Origin of the sequence: Enterobacter sp. UNJFSC 003, from assembly GCF_036903355.1 — a bacterium.
GTDB lineage: Bacteria > Pseudomonadota > Gammaproteobacteria > Enterobacterales > Enterobacteriaceae > Enterobacter.
In genome coordinates, this window is sequence record NZ_JBAKHK010000013.1 from 42,715 (window position 1) to 58,673 (window position 15,959).

The 15,959-nt window shown below is 54.7% G+C and carries 14 protein-coding genes; 8 read left to right on the forward strand and 6 right to left on the reverse strand.

The window, feature by feature from the left end; translation table 11 throughout:
- Positions 1 to 31 precede the first annotated feature (31 nt).
- On the reverse strand, positions 32 to 1,015 hold the full coding sequence (locus V5P19_RS20215; RefSeq protein WP_334406855.1) for a quinone oxidoreductase: 984 nt from the start codon (positions 1,013 to 1,015) through the stop codon (positions 32 to 34).
- A gap of 66 nt (positions 1,016 to 1,081) precedes the next feature.
- Here V5P19_RS20215 and dnaB point away from each other — a divergent pair, with 66 nt between their 5' ends.
- From dnaB to V5P19_RS20245, 6 genes are all read left to right on the forward strand, one after another.
- Entirely contained in the window at positions 1,082 to 2,494 is a 1,413-nt protein-coding gene (gene dnaB / locus V5P19_RS20220) for a replicative DNA helicase (RefSeq protein WP_334406857.1), read from the forward strand.
- Between the two features lie 9 nt (positions 2,495 to 2,503).
- Positions 2,504 to 3,583 (forward strand): alanine racemase, encoded by a 1,080-nt coding sequence (gene alr / locus V5P19_RS20225; protein WP_334406859.1) that lies wholly within the window; start codon positions 2,504 to 2,506, stop codon positions 3,581 to 3,583.
- Between the two features lie 119 nt (positions 3,584 to 3,702).
- On the forward strand, positions 3,703 to 4,896 hold the full coding sequence (tyrB, locus tag V5P19_RS20230) for an aromatic amino acid transaminase (RefSeq protein WP_334406861.1): 1,194 nt from the start codon (positions 3,703 to 3,705) through the stop codon (positions 4,894 to 4,896).
- A gap of 206 nt (positions 4,897 to 5,102) precedes the next feature.
- Positions 5,103 to 5,816, forward strand: a complete 714-nt coding sequence (gene aphA, locus V5P19_RS20235; RefSeq protein ID WP_334406863.1) for an acid phosphatase AphA — start codon at positions 5,103 to 5,105, stop codon at positions 5,814 to 5,816.
- Between the two features lie 113 nt (positions 5,817 to 5,929).
- On the forward strand, positions 5,930 to 6,346 hold the full coding sequence (locus tag V5P19_RS20240; protein WP_334406866.1) for a secondary thiamine-phosphate synthase enzyme YjbQ: 417 nt from the start codon (positions 5,930 to 5,932) through the stop codon (positions 6,344 to 6,346).
- A gap of 2 nt (positions 6,347 to 6,348) precedes the next feature.
- Complete coding sequence (locus V5P19_RS20245) at positions 6,349 to 6,702, forward strand: MmcQ/YjbR family DNA-binding protein (RefSeq protein WP_334406868.1); 354 nt, start codon at positions 6,349 to 6,351, stop codon at positions 6,700 to 6,702.
- Positions 6,703 to 6,705: 3 nt separating this feature from the next.
- Here V5P19_RS20245 and uvrA read toward each other — a convergent pair whose 3' ends face one another.
- A complete protein-coding gene (uvrA, locus tag V5P19_RS20250) occupies positions 6,706 to 9,528 on the reverse strand; it encodes an excinuclease ABC subunit UvrA (protein WP_334406870.1) in 2,823 nt (940 codons plus the stop codon).
- A gap of 251 nt (positions 9,529 to 9,779) precedes the next feature.
- Here uvrA and ssb1 point away from each other — a divergent pair, with 251 nt between their 5' ends.
- Together ssb1 and V5P19_RS20260 are read left to right on the forward strand one after the other, a co-directional pair.
- Positions 9,780 to 10,310 (forward strand): single-stranded DNA-binding protein SSB1, encoded by a 531-nt coding sequence (gene ssb1, locus V5P19_RS20255; protein WP_119937912.1) that lies wholly within the window; start codon positions 9,780 to 9,782, stop codon positions 10,308 to 10,310.
- A gap of 376 nt (positions 10,311 to 10,686) precedes the next feature.
- On the forward strand, positions 10,687 to 11,679 hold the full coding sequence (locus tag V5P19_RS20260) for a hypothetical protein (RefSeq protein ID WP_334406875.1): 993 nt from the start codon (positions 10,687 to 10,689) through the stop codon (positions 11,677 to 11,679).
- An 11-nt stretch (positions 11,680 to 11,690) separates the two neighbouring features.
- Here the strand turns inward: V5P19_RS20260 and V5P19_RS20265 are convergent, their stop codons facing one another.
- From V5P19_RS20265 to fliQ, 4 genes are read right to left on the reverse strand one after another with little or no spacing between them, the layout of a single operon-like run.
- Positions 11,691 to 13,787 (reverse strand): flagellar biosynthesis protein FlhA, encoded by a 2,097-nt coding sequence (locus tag V5P19_RS20265; protein ID WP_334406878.1) that lies wholly within the window; start codon positions 13,785 to 13,787, stop codon positions 11,691 to 11,693.
- Positions 13,774 to 14,910, reverse strand: a complete 1,137-nt coding sequence (gene flhB, locus V5P19_RS20270) for a flagellar biosynthesis protein FlhB (RefSeq protein WP_334406984.1) — start codon at positions 14,908 to 14,910, stop codon at positions 13,774 to 13,776. The genes V5P19_RS20265 and flhB overlap by 14 nt, the downstream gene beginning before the upstream one ends.
- Complete coding sequence (gene fliR / locus V5P19_RS20275) at positions 14,907 to 15,680, reverse strand: flagellar biosynthetic protein FliR (RefSeq protein WP_334406880.1); 774 nt, start codon at positions 15,678 to 15,680, stop codon at positions 14,907 to 14,909. The genes flhB and fliR overlap by 4 nt, the downstream gene beginning before the upstream one ends.
- 6 nt (positions 15,681 to 15,686) lie before the next feature.
- Positions 15,687 to 15,959, reverse strand: a complete 273-nt coding sequence (fliQ, locus tag V5P19_RS20280) for a flagellar biosynthesis protein FliQ (protein WP_334406882.1) — start codon at positions 15,957 to 15,959, stop codon at positions 15,687 to 15,689.

Consider the following 15,959-nt stretch of genomic DNA (forward strand, 5'->3'; position numbering starts at 1 on the left):
TCCCACGGGAAGCCCAATTTCTTTTCAGGCGTCAGGGAATTAACAGACTTGACCCCTGTGTCGCCCGACTCTCCAGCACCTCATGCGCCCGCTGCGCATCGGCAAGCGCGTATTTCTGCCCGTCCGCCACATCCACTTTAATCACGCCGCTGGCGATCAGCGAGAACAGCTCATTGCTGGCTTCCTCCAGCTCTTCCCGATGGGTAATGTAGCCCTGGAGGGAAGGGCGAGTGACGTACAGCGAACCCTTCTGGTTCAAAATGCCAAGGTTAACGCCGGTCACTGCGCCTGACGCGTTCCCGAAGCTCACCATCAGGCCGCGACGCTGCAGGCAGTCCAGCGAGGCTTCCCAGGTATCTTTACCCACTGAGTCATACACTACGCGCACTTTTTTACCGCCGGTAATCTCTTTCAGCCGCTCAACAATACTCTCTTCACGGTAGTTGATGACCTGCCATGCCCCGGCCTGCGTCGCACGCTGGGCTTTCTGCGCACTGCCTACGGTGCCGATAAGTTTTGCACCCAGGGCTTTCGCCCACTGGCAGGCAATCAGCCCCACGCCACCCGCGGCGGCATGAAAAAGGAACTGCTCGTCGGGTTTAATTTCATAGGTTTTGCGCAGCAGATAATAGACGGTCAGTCCTTTCAGGAATGATGCAGCAGCTTGCTCATAGGAAATGGCGTTAGGCAGAAGCGCGGCTTTGTCCGCAGGCACGTTGTGAACGGAGCTGTAAGCCCCCAGCGCCGATTGCGCATACACTACGCGGTCACCTTCTTTAATGTGCTTAACGGCGCTGCCCACTTTGATGACCACACCCGCCGCTTCGGTTCCCAGACCGCTCGGCATTGACGGAGGCGGATAGAGGCCGCCACGGATGTAGGTGTCAATGTAGTTAATGCCAATCGCTTTGTTTTCAACCTGCACTTCATTTTCACCGGGTGCTGCGGGGGTAAATTCCACCGCTTTCAGCACGTCTGGTCCACCATGTTTCTGGAATTCAATGCGCGTTGCCATGCTCCCTCCGTAAGAAAAATATGGTAATCTTTCGACCCACTCTTTATCTCGGTAACTCCATTCACTATGGCAGGAAACAAACCCTTCAACAAACAGACTGAACCTCGCGAGCGTGATTTCCAGGTCGCCGGGTTAAAAGTCCCGCCGCACTCGATTGAAGCGGAGCAGTCGGTGTTGGGCGGTTTAATGCTGGATAACGAACGCTGGGACGACGTCGCCGAGCGCGTCGTCTCCGAAGATTTCTATACCCGCCCGCACCGCCACATCTTCACTGAAATGGCGCGCCTGCAGGAGTCGGGCAGCCCTATTGACCTGATTACGCTCGCGGAATCGCTGGAGCGTCTGGGCCAGCTGGACAGCGTTGGCGGGTTCGCTTACCTGGCAGAGCTTTCGAAAAACACGCCAAGTGCAGCGAACATTAGCGCTTATGCCGATATCGTGCGCGAACGTGCCGTTGTCCGTGAGATGATCTCGGTAGCAAACGAAATCGCCGAGGCCGGTTTTGACCCGCAGGGTCGCACCAGTGAAGATCTGCTCGACCTTGCCGAATCCCGCGTCTTTAAAATCGCCGAAAGCCGCGCTAATAAGGACGAAGGGCCAAAGAATATTGCCGACGTGCTCGACGCGACCGTCGCGCGTATCGAACAGCTGTTCCAGCAGCCGCACGACGGCGTGACGGGCGTGAACACCGGCTATGACGACCTGAACAAGAAAACCGCGGGCCTACAGCCGTCGGATTTGATTATCGTCGCGGCGCGTCCGTCAATGGGTAAAACGACATTTGCGATGAACCTCGTTGAAAACGCGGCGATGTTGCAGGATAAACCGGTACTCATCTTTAGTCTTGAGATGCCATCAGAGCAGATCATGATGCGTTCTCTGGCATCGCTTTCCCGTGTCGATCAGACCCGCATTCGTACCGGGCAGCTCGACGATGAGGACTGGGCGCGCATTTCCGGGACCATGGGTATTCTGCTGGAAAAACGGAACATCTATATTGATGACTCTTCCGGCCTGACGCCGACAGAGGTCCGTTCCCGTGCTCGCCGTATTGCCCGTGAGCACGGCGGTATCGGCCTTATCATGATCGACTACCTTCAGCTGATGCGCGTGCCGTCGCTCTCCGACAACCGTACGCTTGAGATCGCAGAAATTTCGCGCTCGCTTAAGGCGTTAGCCAAAGAGCTGCAGGTGCCGGTGGTGGCGCTCTCCCAGCTTAACCGCTCCCTGGAACAACGTGCCGACAAGCGGCCGGTCAACTCCGACCTGCGTGAATCTGGCTCCATCGAGCAGGATGCCGACTTAATCATGTTCATCTACCGTGACGAGGTTTATCACGAGAACAGCGACCTGAAAGGGATCGCCGAAATTATTATTGGTAAGCAACGTAACGGCCCCATCGGCACGGTACGTCTGACCTTTAACGGACAATGGTCGCGCTTTGATAACTATGCGGGACCGCAGTACGACGACGAATAAGGATTTAACATGCAAGCGGCAACTGTTGTTATTAACCGCCGCGCTCTGCGACACAACCTGCAACGTCTGCGTGAACTGGCGCCTGCCAGTAAGCTCGTTGCAGTCGTGAAAGCGAACGCTTACGGACACGGTCTTCTTGAGACCGCGCGAACGCTCCCCGATGCCGACGCCTTTGGCGTCGCCCGTCTCGAAGAGGCTCTCCGCCTGCGCGCAGGCGGGATCACCCAGCCGATTCTGCTCCTTGAAGGTTTCTTTGAAGCTACAGACCTGCCGACCATAGCCGACCAGCGTCTGCACACGGCGATACATAACGAAGAACAGCTTTCTGCACTCGAAACCAGCGAGCTGAGCGAGCCGGTCACCGTCTGGATGAAACTCGACACCGGTATGCACCGTCTTGGCGTACGCCCGGAAAACGCTGAGGCATTTTATCAGCGGCTGTGCCAGTGCAAAAACGTGCGTCAGCCGGTGAATGTCGTCAGCCACTTTGCCCGTGCTGATGAGCCCGAGTGCGGTGCGACCGAGCAGCAGCTCGATATCTTCAACACGTTTTGTGAAGGTAAGCCGGGGATGCGCTCTATCGCGGCATCCGGTGGCATTCTGCTGTGGCCGCAGTCGCACTTCGACTGGGCGCGCCCGGGCATTATTCTCTACGGCGTATCGCCGCTGGAGAACAAACCCTGGGGGCCGGATTTTGGCTTCCAGCCGGTGATGTCGCTGGTCTCTAACCTGATTGCCGTGCGCGAGCACAAAGCCGGCGAGCCTGTGGGCTACGGCGGTACCTGGACCAGTGAACGCGACACGCGCCTGGGCGTGGTGGCGATGGGCTATGGAGACGGTTATCCACGCGCTGCACCGTCCGGCACGCCGGTGCTGGTCAACGGTCGCGAGGTGAAGATTGTGGGCCGTGTGGCGATGGACATGATTTGCGTCGATCTGGGACCTGAAGCCCAGGATAAGCCCGGCGACGATGTGGTGATGTGGGGCGAGGGTTTGCCTGTTGAACGTATTGCTGAAATTACGAAAGTGAGTGCTTACGAACTTATCACACGCCTGACGTCACGGGTGGCGATGAAGTACATAGATTGAACCGCCAATGAAGTGAGGTCATTCACCTCACTTCAACTTTATTAACATCCTCTCGATCTTCTCCCACTTCCGGTTTATTGTTGAAAATCCTGCCTCATCGAATTCCGGAGATTCATCGCGTGTTTCAGAAAGTTGACGCCTATGCCGGCGACCCTATTCTCTCCTTAATGGAGCGTTTCAAAGAAGATCCTCGCAGCGACAAAGTGAACCTGAGCATTGGTCTGTATTACAACCATGACGGTTTTATTCCTCAGCTGCAGGCCGTTGCTGAGGCTGAAGCACGTCTCAATGCTACCCCGCAAGGCGCCTCTCTCTATCTGCCGATGGAAGGGTTAACTACCTACCGCAATACCATTGCGCCGCTGCTGTTCGGTGCCGATCATGCGGTACTTGCGCAAAAACGCGTGGCGACTATCCAGACGCTGGGCGGCTCGGGCGCGCTGAAAGTAGGCGCAGACTTCCTGAAAAAATACTTCCCGGATTCCGGCGTGTGGGTCAGCGACCCAACGTGGGAAAACCACGTGGCAATTTTTGAAGGGGCAGGCTTTAAGGTGTCGACCTATCCGTGGTTCGACAGCGAAACCAACGGCGTGCGCGTGGATGCGCTGCTGGAAAAACTGAACACCCTGCCGGATCGCAGCATTGTTCTGCTGCACCCGTGCTGCCATAACCCAACCGGGGCGGACCTCACGAATACTCAGTGGGATGCGGTGATCGAGGTGCTGAAAGCGCGTAATCTGATCCCGTTCCTCGATATCGCGTATCAGGGCTTTGGAGCGGGTATGGAAGAAGATGCCTACGCCATTCGCGCGATTGCCAGCGCCGGTCTGCCTGCTTTGGTCAGCAATTCCTTCTCTAAAATCTTCTCCCTGTACGGCGAGCGTGTTGGCGGCCTGTCCGTAGTATGCGAAGACGCTGAAGCAGCTAGCCGCGTGCTGGGCCAGCTTAAAGCTACGGTACGTCGTATCTACTCCAGCCCTCCCGCATTTGGTGCGCAGGTGGTGGCGACGGTGCTTGGTGACGAACAGCTGAAAGCGAACTGGCTTGCGGAAGTGGAGGCCATGCGTAAACGCATCCTGTCCATGCGTCAGGAGCTGGTTAACGTGCTGAAAGAGGCCGTACCGGGACACAACTTCGACTATCTGCTTAAACAGCGCGGCATGTTTAGCTATACCGGCCTAAGCGCTGCTCAGGTCGATCGCCTGCGTGAAGAGTTCGGCGTCTACCTGATTGCCAGCGGACGTATGTGCGTGGCGGGCCTGAATTCCGGTAACGTTCATCGCGTGGCGCAGGCGTTTGCTGCAGTAATGTAAGTGCTCACTTACCATCCCTCTCCCGGTGGGAGAGGGCATCATGCCGCACAAAAACGTTGCCCGGTACTTTGTGATCTTCTTCTTTTTATTCAGCCTCATAAGTAAAAACTCCTTCCCTTCATCTTCCGCTGGGGTTATGGTCGGAGAGTTTTTTTGACCATTCGCTCAAAATAAAATGATAACAAACTGAATATTCAGGGGAAAATATGCGCAAGATCACACTGGCGCTCAGCGCCGCCTGCTTATTGTTCTCGCTTAACAGTGCTGTCGTCGCGCGTGCTTCCGCCCCGACGCCGCTTTACACCGGCACCACCGCCGCGATTCTTGCCGAGCAGGCACCCATTCACTGGGTTTCCGTGGCCCAAATCGAAAACAGCCTGATGGGCCGCCCGCCAATGGCCGTGGGCTTCGACATTGACGATACCGTTCTGTTCTCCAGCCCGGGCTTCTGGCGCGGCAAGAAAACGTACTCACCGGACAGCGAAGCGTATCTGAAGAACCCGGAATTCTGGGAAAAAATGAATAACGGCTGGGACGAATTCAGCATCCCGAAAGAGGTGGCCCGCGCGCTTATCGCCATGCACGTGAAGCGCGGCGACAGCATTTACTTCGTTACCGGACGCAGTCAGACCAAAACCGAAACCGTCTCTAAGACGCTGCAGGATGATTTCCTGATCCCGGCATCGAGCATGAATCCGGTAATTTTTGCGGGTGATAAAGAAGGGCAAAACACCAAAACCCAGTGGCTGGAAAAGAAAAAGATCAAAGTATTCTACGGCGATTCAGATAACGACATCACCGCCGCGCATGACGTAGGGGCCAGAGGGATAAGGGTACTGCGTGCCTCTAACTCGACGTACCGACCGCTCCCAATGGCCGGAAAGTTTGGCGAAGAGGTGATCGTCAGCTCGGAGTATTAAGCACCAGGCAGCGGGGGTGATGATTTTTTAATCAAATCTCGCTGCTGCGGGTTTTACCTTTCGTCTTCTTGCTGCACACTTAGAAAGATTCATCTTTCAATACGGAGCAGCACATGTGGTATCAACAAACCCTGACCTTAAGCGCTAAACCACGCGGATTTCACCTGGTGACGGATGAAGTCATCGGGCAGATTCGCGACCTGTCGCGGGTCAAAATGGGTTTACTGCATCTGCTTCTTCAGCACACGTCGGCCTCTCTCACGCTTAATGAAAATTGCGATCCCACCGTCCGGTCTGACATGGAGCACCATTTTCTGAAGGCCGTCCCGGACAACGCACCTTACGAGCATGATTATGAGGGCGACGATGACATGCCTTCGCACATCAAATCTTCTCTGCTGGGCGTATCGCTGATGCTGCCGGTACACAATGGGCGGGTATTGCTGGGTACATGGCAGGGGATCTGGCTGGGAGAGCATCGCATTCACGGTGGTTCGCGTAAAATTATCGCCACGCTACAAGGGGAATAAAGATGACAATTTCGGAGATACTTCAATACTGTATGAGCAAGCCTGGCGCGGAGCAGAGCGTTCACAGCGACTGGAAAGCGACGCAGATTAAGGTCGGTGACGTGCTGTTTGCGATGGTGAAAGAGGTGGAGGGCCGCCCGGCGGCAGCGCTGAAAACCAGTCCGGAACTGGCCGATTTATTGCGCCAGCAGCATGATGATGTAAGGCCGAGCAAACATCTCAATAAAGCGCACTGGAGCACCGTCTATCTCGATGGCTCTATCCCAGGCTCGCAGATTTACTATCTGGTAGATGCCTCTTATCAGCAGGCGGTTGAGCTACTGCCGGAAACGACCCGACAGCAGCTCTCCGTGTGATAATTACAGCAACGGTTTGAGGAAGCGTGCAGTGTGCGAGGCTTCGCACTCTGCAACGGTCTCTGGCGTACCGGAGACGAGGATTTCACCGCCGCCGCTGCCGCCTTCTGGGCCGAGATCGACAATCCAGTCCGCGGTTTTAATCACGTCCAGATTGTGTTCGATAACCACGATGGTGTTGCCCTGATCGCGAAGCTGATGCAGAACCTCCAGCAGCTGCTGGATATCGGCAAAGTGCAGGCCGGTGGTCGGCTCATCCAGAATATACAGCGTCTGGCCGGTGCCGCGTTTAGACAGTTCACGCGCCAGCTTCACGCGCTGCGCTTCACCGCCGGACAGCGTTGTCGCAGACTGCCCCAGACGAATATAGGTTAAACCTACGTCCATCAGCGTTTGCAGCTTGCGCGCCAGCGCAGGAACGGCGTCAAAGAATTCGCGCGCCTCTTCGATGGTCATATCCAGCACTTCGTGGATGGTTTTGCCTTTGTACTTAATCTCCAGCGTTTCGCGGTTATAGCGCTTGCCTTTGCACTGGTCGCACGGCACGTAGATATCCGGCAGGAAGTGCATCTCAACCTTGATCACACCGTCGCCCTGACAGGCCTCACAGCGGCCGCCGCGAACGTTAAAGCTGAAACGCCCTGGGGTATAGCCGCGTGAACGCGATTCCGGTACGCCGGCAAACAGTTCACGTACAGGCGTAAAGACGCCGGTGTAGGTCGCCGGGTTGGAGCGCGGTGTACGACCAATCGGGCTCTGATCGATGTCGATAACCTTGTCGAAGTGCTCCAGCCCCTGAACATCACGGTACGGTGCGGGTTCGGCAAGCGTTGCGCCATTCAGCGCCGTCTGCGCAATCGGGAACAGCGTATCGTTGATCAGCGTCGATTTACCGGAACCGGATACGCCGGTAATACAGGTAAACAGGCCAACCGGCAGCGTCAGGGTCACGTCTTTGAGGTTATTGCCGCGCGCGCCCGTAAGCTTCAACACTTTTTCCGGATCCGCCGCCACGCGCTGTTTTGGTACTTCAATCTTGCGCTTGCCGCTCATGAACTGGCCGGTCAGCGACTCTGGCACCGCCATGATGTCTTTCAGGGTGCCTTCTGCGACTACCTGGCCGCCGTGCACGCCCGCCCCCGGACCAATATCGATCACGTGGTCTGCGGCGCGAATGGCGTCTTCGTCATGCTCAACCACGATCACAGTGTTGCCAAGGTTGCGAAGATGGACAAGCGTGCCGAGCAGGCGTTCGTTGTCGCGCTGATGCAGGCCGATGGACGGCTCATCCAGCACGTACATCACACCCACCAGGCCCGCACCAATCTGGCTGGCCAGACGGATACGCTGGGCTTCGCCGCCGGAGAGCGTTTCTGCAGAGCGGGAAAGCGTCAGGTAGTTCAGGCCAACGTTCACCAGGAATTTCAGGCGATCGCCGATCTCTTTCAACACTTTTTCTGCAATTTGCGCGCGCTGGCCGGAGAGCTTCAGGTTATTGAAGAAGTCCATCGCGTGACCGATACTCATGTCTGAGATGGTCGGCAGCGCGGTGTTTTCGACAAACACGTGACGTGCCTCGCGACGCAGACGCGTGCCCTCACAGGTCGTGCAGGAGCGGTTGCTGATGAATTTCGCCAGCTCTTCACGAACCGCGCTGGATTCGGTCTCTTTGTAGCGGCGCTCCATATTGTGCAGCACCCCTTCAAACGGGTGGCGACGCACGGAGGTATCGCCGCGATCGTTCATGTACTTGAACTCGATGTTCTCTTTGCCAGAGCCGAACAGGATCACTTTGTGCACGTTCGGGCTCAGGCTGGCCCACGGAGCTTCCACGTCAAACTTATAGTGCTCTGCCAGCGATTTAAGCATCTGGAAGTAGTAAAAGTTACGCTTATCCCAGCCGCGGATCGCACCGCCCGCCAGGGACAGGTCCGGATTCTGGATCACACGATCCGGATCGAAATACTGCTGCACGCCCAGGCCGTCACACGTCGGGCATGCGCCCGCCGGGTTGTTGAACGAGAACAGGCGTGGCTCCAGCTCGCGCATGCTGTAGCCGCAAATTGGGCAGGCAAAGTTGGCGGAGAAGAGCAGCTCTTCCGCTTTTGGGTCGTCCATATCGGAGACCACAGCAGTACCGCCAGAGAGTTCCAGCGCGGTTTCAAAAGATTCGGCCAGACGCGTTGCCAGATCTTCGCGCACCTTAAAGCGGTCAATGACCACTTCGATGGTGTGCTTCTTCTGCAGCTCCAGCTTCGGCGGATCTGACAGGTCACACACTTCGCCGTCAATACGGGCGCGGATATACCCCTGACTTGCCAGGTTCTCTAGTGTTTTCGTGTGCTCGCCCTTGCGCTCTTTAATGATGGGCGCAAGCAGCATCAGGCGTTTGCCTTCCGGCTGTGCCAGCACGTTATCCACCATCTGGCTGACGGTTTGCGCCGCCAAAGGAACGTCGTGGTCCGGGCAGCGCGGTTCGCCCACGCGGGCATACAGCAGACGCAGATAGTCATGAATTTCGGTGATCGTACCGACCGTTGAACGCGGGTTGTGCGAGGTGGACTTCTGCTCAATAGAGATAGCAGGGGACAACCCTTCAATGTGGTCGACATCCGGTTTTTCCATCAGCGACAGGAACTGACGCGCGTACGCGGAGAGTGATTCAACGTAACGACGCTGTCCTTCGGCATACAAAGTGTCGAAAGCCAGTGAGGATTTGCCAGACCCCGAAAGCCCGGTCACGACAATCAGTTTGTCGCGAGGGATTATGAGGTTGATATTCTTGAGATTATGGGTGCGGGCGCCCCGAACTTCGATCTTATCCATTCACCTTTCCCGGTTGGAACACGGATTGCCTGGTTTGTTTGAAGGACAACCGGCTGTCAGAAACGGCTAATTATGACACAAAATGACCTGTTTGAATATACAGTATTGGAATGCATTTTCTGATTCTCTGTGTAACAATGTTGAGTTCGCACGAGAACTCTGGAATCTATCTCGCAGCTATCAACATGCAGCATGGAAATGGTACACTCGCGCGTTTACACTATTAAGAAACGTATTCAGGAGACACGAACATGGCCAGCAGAGGCGTAAACAAGGTGATTCTCGTCGGTAATCTGGGCCAGGACCCGGAAGTACGCTACATGCCGAGTGGTGGCGCAGTTGCCAACATTACGCTGGCTACTTCCGAATCCTGGCGTGATAAAGCGACCGGTGAGATGAAAGAGCAGACCGAATGGCACCGCGTTGTGCTGTTTGGGAAACTGGCGGAAGTAGCGGGTGAATACCTGCGTAAAGGTTCTCAGGTTTATATCGAAGGCCAACTGCGTACCCGCAAATGGACCGATCAGGCCGGCGCTGAGAAATACACCACTGAAGTGGTCGTAAACGTTGGCGGCACCATGCAAATGCTGGGTGGCCGTCAGGGCGGCGGTGCTCCAGCAGGCGGTGGCCAGAACCAGCAGCAGGGCGGTTGGGGTCAGCCTCAGCAGCCGCAGGGCGGCAACCAGTTCAGCGGCGGCGCGCAGTCTCGCCCGCAGCAGCAGTCTGCTCCCGCTCCGTCTAACGAACCACCGATGGATTTCGACGACGACATTCCGTTCTAAGGTATGTTGCCCGAGCTTAAAAAAGCCCCTATTGGGGCTTTTTTTTATCTTGAAAAACGTTGACGCCAAAAGGACACAAGGACGTTTTCTTTCTGGGTGGGCGAGGAAGTTATATTTCCTGTCAGGTAAATGATATTAATTACGTTTTTTAGGTCATATTCTTTTAACATTAAATTCATGGATAGACAGCGAAGCTGAAATATCATTCTTTGGATATTTGTATTGCCTATACGCCAGCGTTTATCGAGATGTAATATCAACACAAGTTAACAATTTCTTTTCATTATTTACCACAATAAGCATTGTTTAGCGTTTGTATTATAATGAATGGTATCATTCGCCACCCCAGCCGTCCTTTTGGATAAAGTTAAATAAAATGATGCGTCGCATTTTGAGCACCCTGTTTTTTCTCATGTTATTTTTCAGCGGCAGTGCCCTTGCGGTGAATTGCCAGCGGGCGGTTACGCCTCTGGAAAACACCATCTGTAATAATGACAACCTACATTGGCTCGATAGCACGCTTTCAGTTGTCTATCATCAGGCGCTTCAGCACGAGGGGGTGGAAGGCAGCAATAAAATATACGACGATTGGGAAAAGCTGCTGGAGAAATGCACCTCCGATTCCTGCATTGAACGCGCATATTACGCGGGCATCAGCGATCTGTCTGATACCAACCGTGATTTTAAATGGGAAGGAAAGTGGTGGAACATGCTGGCCCCCAATATGAGCGGTGGGGTTATTCAGTTCAGCCGTAACGCCCGGTGGAGTGCGACCCTGGATATACGCGCCTGGGCCGGGTTGAATAAGGATGAATTTAGCGCCGAAGCGCGCAGATTTTACGGCATGCTTGTTGTGGATAAAGTCGCCGAAACCAGCAACTGCAAGCTGCTGTTGATCCCCAAAAAAGATGGTTTGCTGCAGGTCTACAGTAATTCAGATTGGGGCTGTCGATTATCCATGCCCGCAGGCGTATTCCTGGACGGAGCGTATAAACTGTCCGAAAGCGATCCACGTCCTAAAGCTTCGCTTCTCTCATTGGGCATATTTACCGATGCCGCTATGGATGAAAAATTCCGTAGCCTGGTGGGTGATGATTACCAGGGTTTCGTCAACAGTGCGAACGTCTACATTTACCAGAACGATATCGATAATATTGGCGCTCGCGTTATTTCTATGTGGGTACAAGGCGCGGCGAACAGCAGAACAGCGATTATCATGTATACGCCGAAGGGTGAGATCTGGGCGGGCAGAATTTCACCAGCCAAAGGTCGCGGTCTGGAATTGCACTATTACAGCACCGACGGTGGCGACCAGCGGAAAATGCCGCGTACGCTGGTCGCATGGAAACTACGCTTTTTAGATAATTAATGACGCTGGCATTACGCCAGCGTTCCCACAATGGTTAAATCACAGTCGTCTGGCACTTCGTTATATGACAGCACATGCAGGTTGCTGGCAAATAGCCGACCATAGCGTGAAATCAGCGGCCGTAGCTGCGGCGTGACCAGCAGCAACGGTGGCATGCCCTTCGCCTTCATCTGCTCCTGAATGACGGGCATGGTATTTTGCAGCTGGGTCAGGATGTTGGGATCGACGGCAAAACTGTCGAGCGCCACTTTCCCCGCTTGCTGAGCTTGATTCAGGGCGCCCAGAAGAATATTTTCAAGCGCGTTATCAATGGTATATGCCGACAGTTTAGACCGATCGCCGTTAATGGCGTGGATAATCGCCCGGCGCAGCGCGTAGCGCACATCAGAAGTCAGCAGGATAGGATCTTTGGTCACAGCCGAGCTTTCCAGCAGCGTGGAGGCGATAGTCACAATATCTTTCAGCGACACCTGCTCCAGCAAAAGCTGGCGATAAATCCGCAGCAGGAGGCTGTAACTCAGCGCATTGCTCAGGTCTTCAGCCAGTTTTGGGGCTTGTGAGGCCAGCCGGGCGTGCAGATGCGTAATATCGTCGTAATTAAACAGTTCAGGCAGGTTTTCTCGGGCAATCTTATTCACATGCGTCGCAACGACGCTTGCGCAATCCACCACCTGATAACCCAGATTCAGCGCGGTAGCCTTTTGCTCTGGGTCGATCCAGACGATCGCCATACCATAGGCTGGATCGGTATCCAGCACGCCATCGATCTCACCGTAGAGTTCTGCTCCCGGAATGGCCATCAGTTTTTCGGCGTAGACTTCGCCGAGTGAAGTTCTGATCCCGTTGATATGTATCGCATACTGAGCGGGCTTGAGCCGGAAATTTTCACGTATTCGGATTTCAGGCAATAGCACGCCGCACTGTTCGGAGACGACCTGACGTACCCCTCGAATACGCTGCGAAAGCGGGCTGCCTTTGGCCGCATCGATCAGCGTGACCAGCTTATAACCAAGGTTTAAGCCAATCGGCTCCACCAGCGGAATGCTCTCCCAGTTGATACTGGGCGTTGTCTCCGTTGCCAGTGCATCATTGATGGCGTCGTAATCCGTCTGCTCTTCCGCGGGTTTTACAACCTTACTCTGTCGCCAGGCGGCAAACAGCAGCAGCGCGGTGAAGCAGAGGAAGGCAATGTGTGGCATGCCCGGAACAATCGCCAGAACAAACATGACGAATGACGCGGTATACAGTACCTGCGGCTTAGCCAGCAGCTGCGTTTTTATTTCGTCGCTAACATCATCACCATCGCTCACGCGCGTGACGATAATTGCCGCCGCGGTTGCCAGCAACAGAGAAGGAATTTGTGCGGCCAGGCCATCACCGATGGTCAGCAGCACATACTGCTGAAAGGCATGGCTGGCGTCGAGATCGTATTTAAAGATACCGATACAGATCCCGCCGATGACGTTGATGATCAGTACCATGATCCCGGCGATAGCATCCCCGCGAACAAACTTGGAGGCCCCGTCCATCGCACCGTAAAAATCGGCCTCTTTGGTGACCTCTTTACGCCGGTCTCTCGCCTGGTTCTGATTAATCAGCCCGGCGTTAAGATCCGCGTCAATCGCCATCTGTTTACCCGGTAGGGCATCAAGGGTAAAGCGCGCGGACACCTCTGAAATACGCTCTGCCCCTTTGGTGACCACCACAAAGTTGATGATCATCAGAATGATAAAGACCACGAACCCGACGACGAAATCGCCGCCAATCACCACCTGACCGAATGCTTCAATGACCTTACCTGCGGCACCTTCACCTTCATGACCGTGCAACAACACCACGCGGGTAGAGGCCACGTTCAGCGTGAGGCGCATCAGCGTGGTGATCAGCAGAAGCGTCGGGAAGACGGCAAAATCCAGCGGGCGCTGCATATTCACCGCGACTAACAACACTACCACTGCCAGCACAATGTTGAAGGTAAACAAGATATCAAGCATCAGCGGTGACAATGGCAGCATGACCATAGCCAGTACGCTAAGGAGCAATATCGGTACGCCCACGTGTCCTTTACGGAGTATGGCAAGCGTCTGCTGTAACTTACTGTTCGCCATCGGCTTTTAAGACCTCTTTTGGAATGGTTATCTGCCTGTTCAGGCGGGGTTTTTGATCTAGCTGGCCAGTGCGCCAGGATTTAAGCTGCATGACATAGGTCAGCACATGCGCTATCGCACGGAAAAGCTGGGCGGGGATCTGCTGATTCACGCGGGTGGTGTGATAAACCGCGCGCGCCAGAGGCGGAAACTCCACGATTTCAATCTGATGGTGGCGGGCCACATCACGGATGTGTAGGGCAATGTCGTCCATCCCTTTGGCCACGATGTAAGGCGCTTCGGCTTTATTGGGATCATATTTCAACGCCACCGCATAGTGCGTGGGGTTGGTAATAATCACGTCCGCATCGGGCACGGTGCGGCTGATTTGCCCCATCGCCATCTGGCGCTGCAGTTGACGAATACGCCCCTTAATCTGTGGGTTACCGTCGTTATTCTTGTACTCTTCTTTGACCTCTTGTTTGGTCATGCGCATTTTTTTTGTGAACATGAATTTGGTCAGCGGCACGTCGAGCAGGGCGAAAATGACGATAACGGCGATAAAGTAGACCAGCACGTGATGCAGGATGCCAAAGCCCTGGTGAATCGCCTGGTTCAGGTTAAGGCGTTGCAAATGAAGCAGCGAGTCCAGCGAGCTGTGCACCATGCTGTATAAGACCGCAAGAATGATGCCGCACTTGAGCATCATCTTGCCGACCTCAACGTAATGGTTACTGGAAAACATCCGCTTAACGCCGCTGATGGGACTCAGTTTTTTAAAATCCGGTTTGAGCTTTGAGACGGTAAAAATCCAGCCGCCGGGCACCAGGCTTGCCGCGATGCAGGCGATCGGGATCGGTGCCAGCGTGGCAATAAAACGAATAATCACCCACACGTTTAGCATCAAAAACTGGCTCAGTGTTCCACTGTCGTCGAGCCGCCCAGCCATCATCCCCACGGCGGTAAATGACTCACTGACCAGCTGTTTGTAATAGGGGAAAAAGATCCCCATGGTGATGAACGATGTCAGCAGGCCGACGGCCATGGTCAGATCTTTGGAACGCGGCAAGTCACCCTTTTCACGCGCTTTGCGTAGCTTTTGCGCTGTGGGTTTTTCACTTTTATCTCCACCGGCGGCCATCAGCGGCTCCTCACGGCTTCGAGCCTGGCCAGGATTTCATTGGTCAGATTGAGATAGTGATCGGGAATATTGGTCATCATCATTGAGATGCAGAGCAGGCCAAACAGCATGCTGATGGGGAAGCCCAGCGAGAAAAGATTCAGCGTGGGGGAGACGCGGTTTAACAGCCCAAAGCCGCCCTGCACGATCAGCATCACAAAGGTGGTCGGGAGGGCGATAAGCGTTGCCGAAGACATAATCCAGCCCAGACTTTGTGCAATGAGCAGCAGGGTGGGTTTATTGATTGCCTGCCCAATGGGCCACCAGACAAAGCCCTTGTAGAGGATGGTCACTATCAGCAGATGCCCGTCCATGACAAAAAACAGCAATCCGCAGAAGGTGTAGATCATTTGCGAAATAACGGTTGTCGAACTGCCGTTCACGGGGTCGTTCATCATTGCCATGCCCAGCCCCATATTCATCGAAAGAATGTGTCCGGCGGTTTGCAGCGCCACAAAGACCAGCTGCATCGCCATACCAAACAGCATTCCCCACAGCAGTTGTTCACCCGTGAGCATCAGGGTACGGAGGGAGAACAGTTCGCTTGGCAGCACATTGTCTGGCAGCATCGGCGTGATGATGACCGCCAGCGTCAGGGCCAGCACGGTTTTAATCCGTCGGCTAAAGGCGCGGTTATCCAGTACCGGACAAAAGTGCAGAAAGGCCAGAATGCGAAAAAAGGGGAAGACTAACGCCAGCAGGGGGTTAATCAGCGCATGAATATCAATACCCATAGCCCGCTAGCCCACCAGTGCCGCAGCCTGCTGAAAAATATTGACGGTAAAATCCACCAGTTGGGTGAGCATCCATTTGCCGCCAATAATTAACACTGCCAGCGTCACCAGAAGGCGGGGCAGGAAACTCAGCGTTTGCTCATTAATTTGTGTTGTCGCCTGAAAGATACTGACGCACAGGCCGACGACCAGGCTGGGTACAATTGCGACGGCGGAAATAATCAGAACCAGCTTAATGCCGGTGGCCATGATGTCCCCGGCGATATCCATCGTGACCAT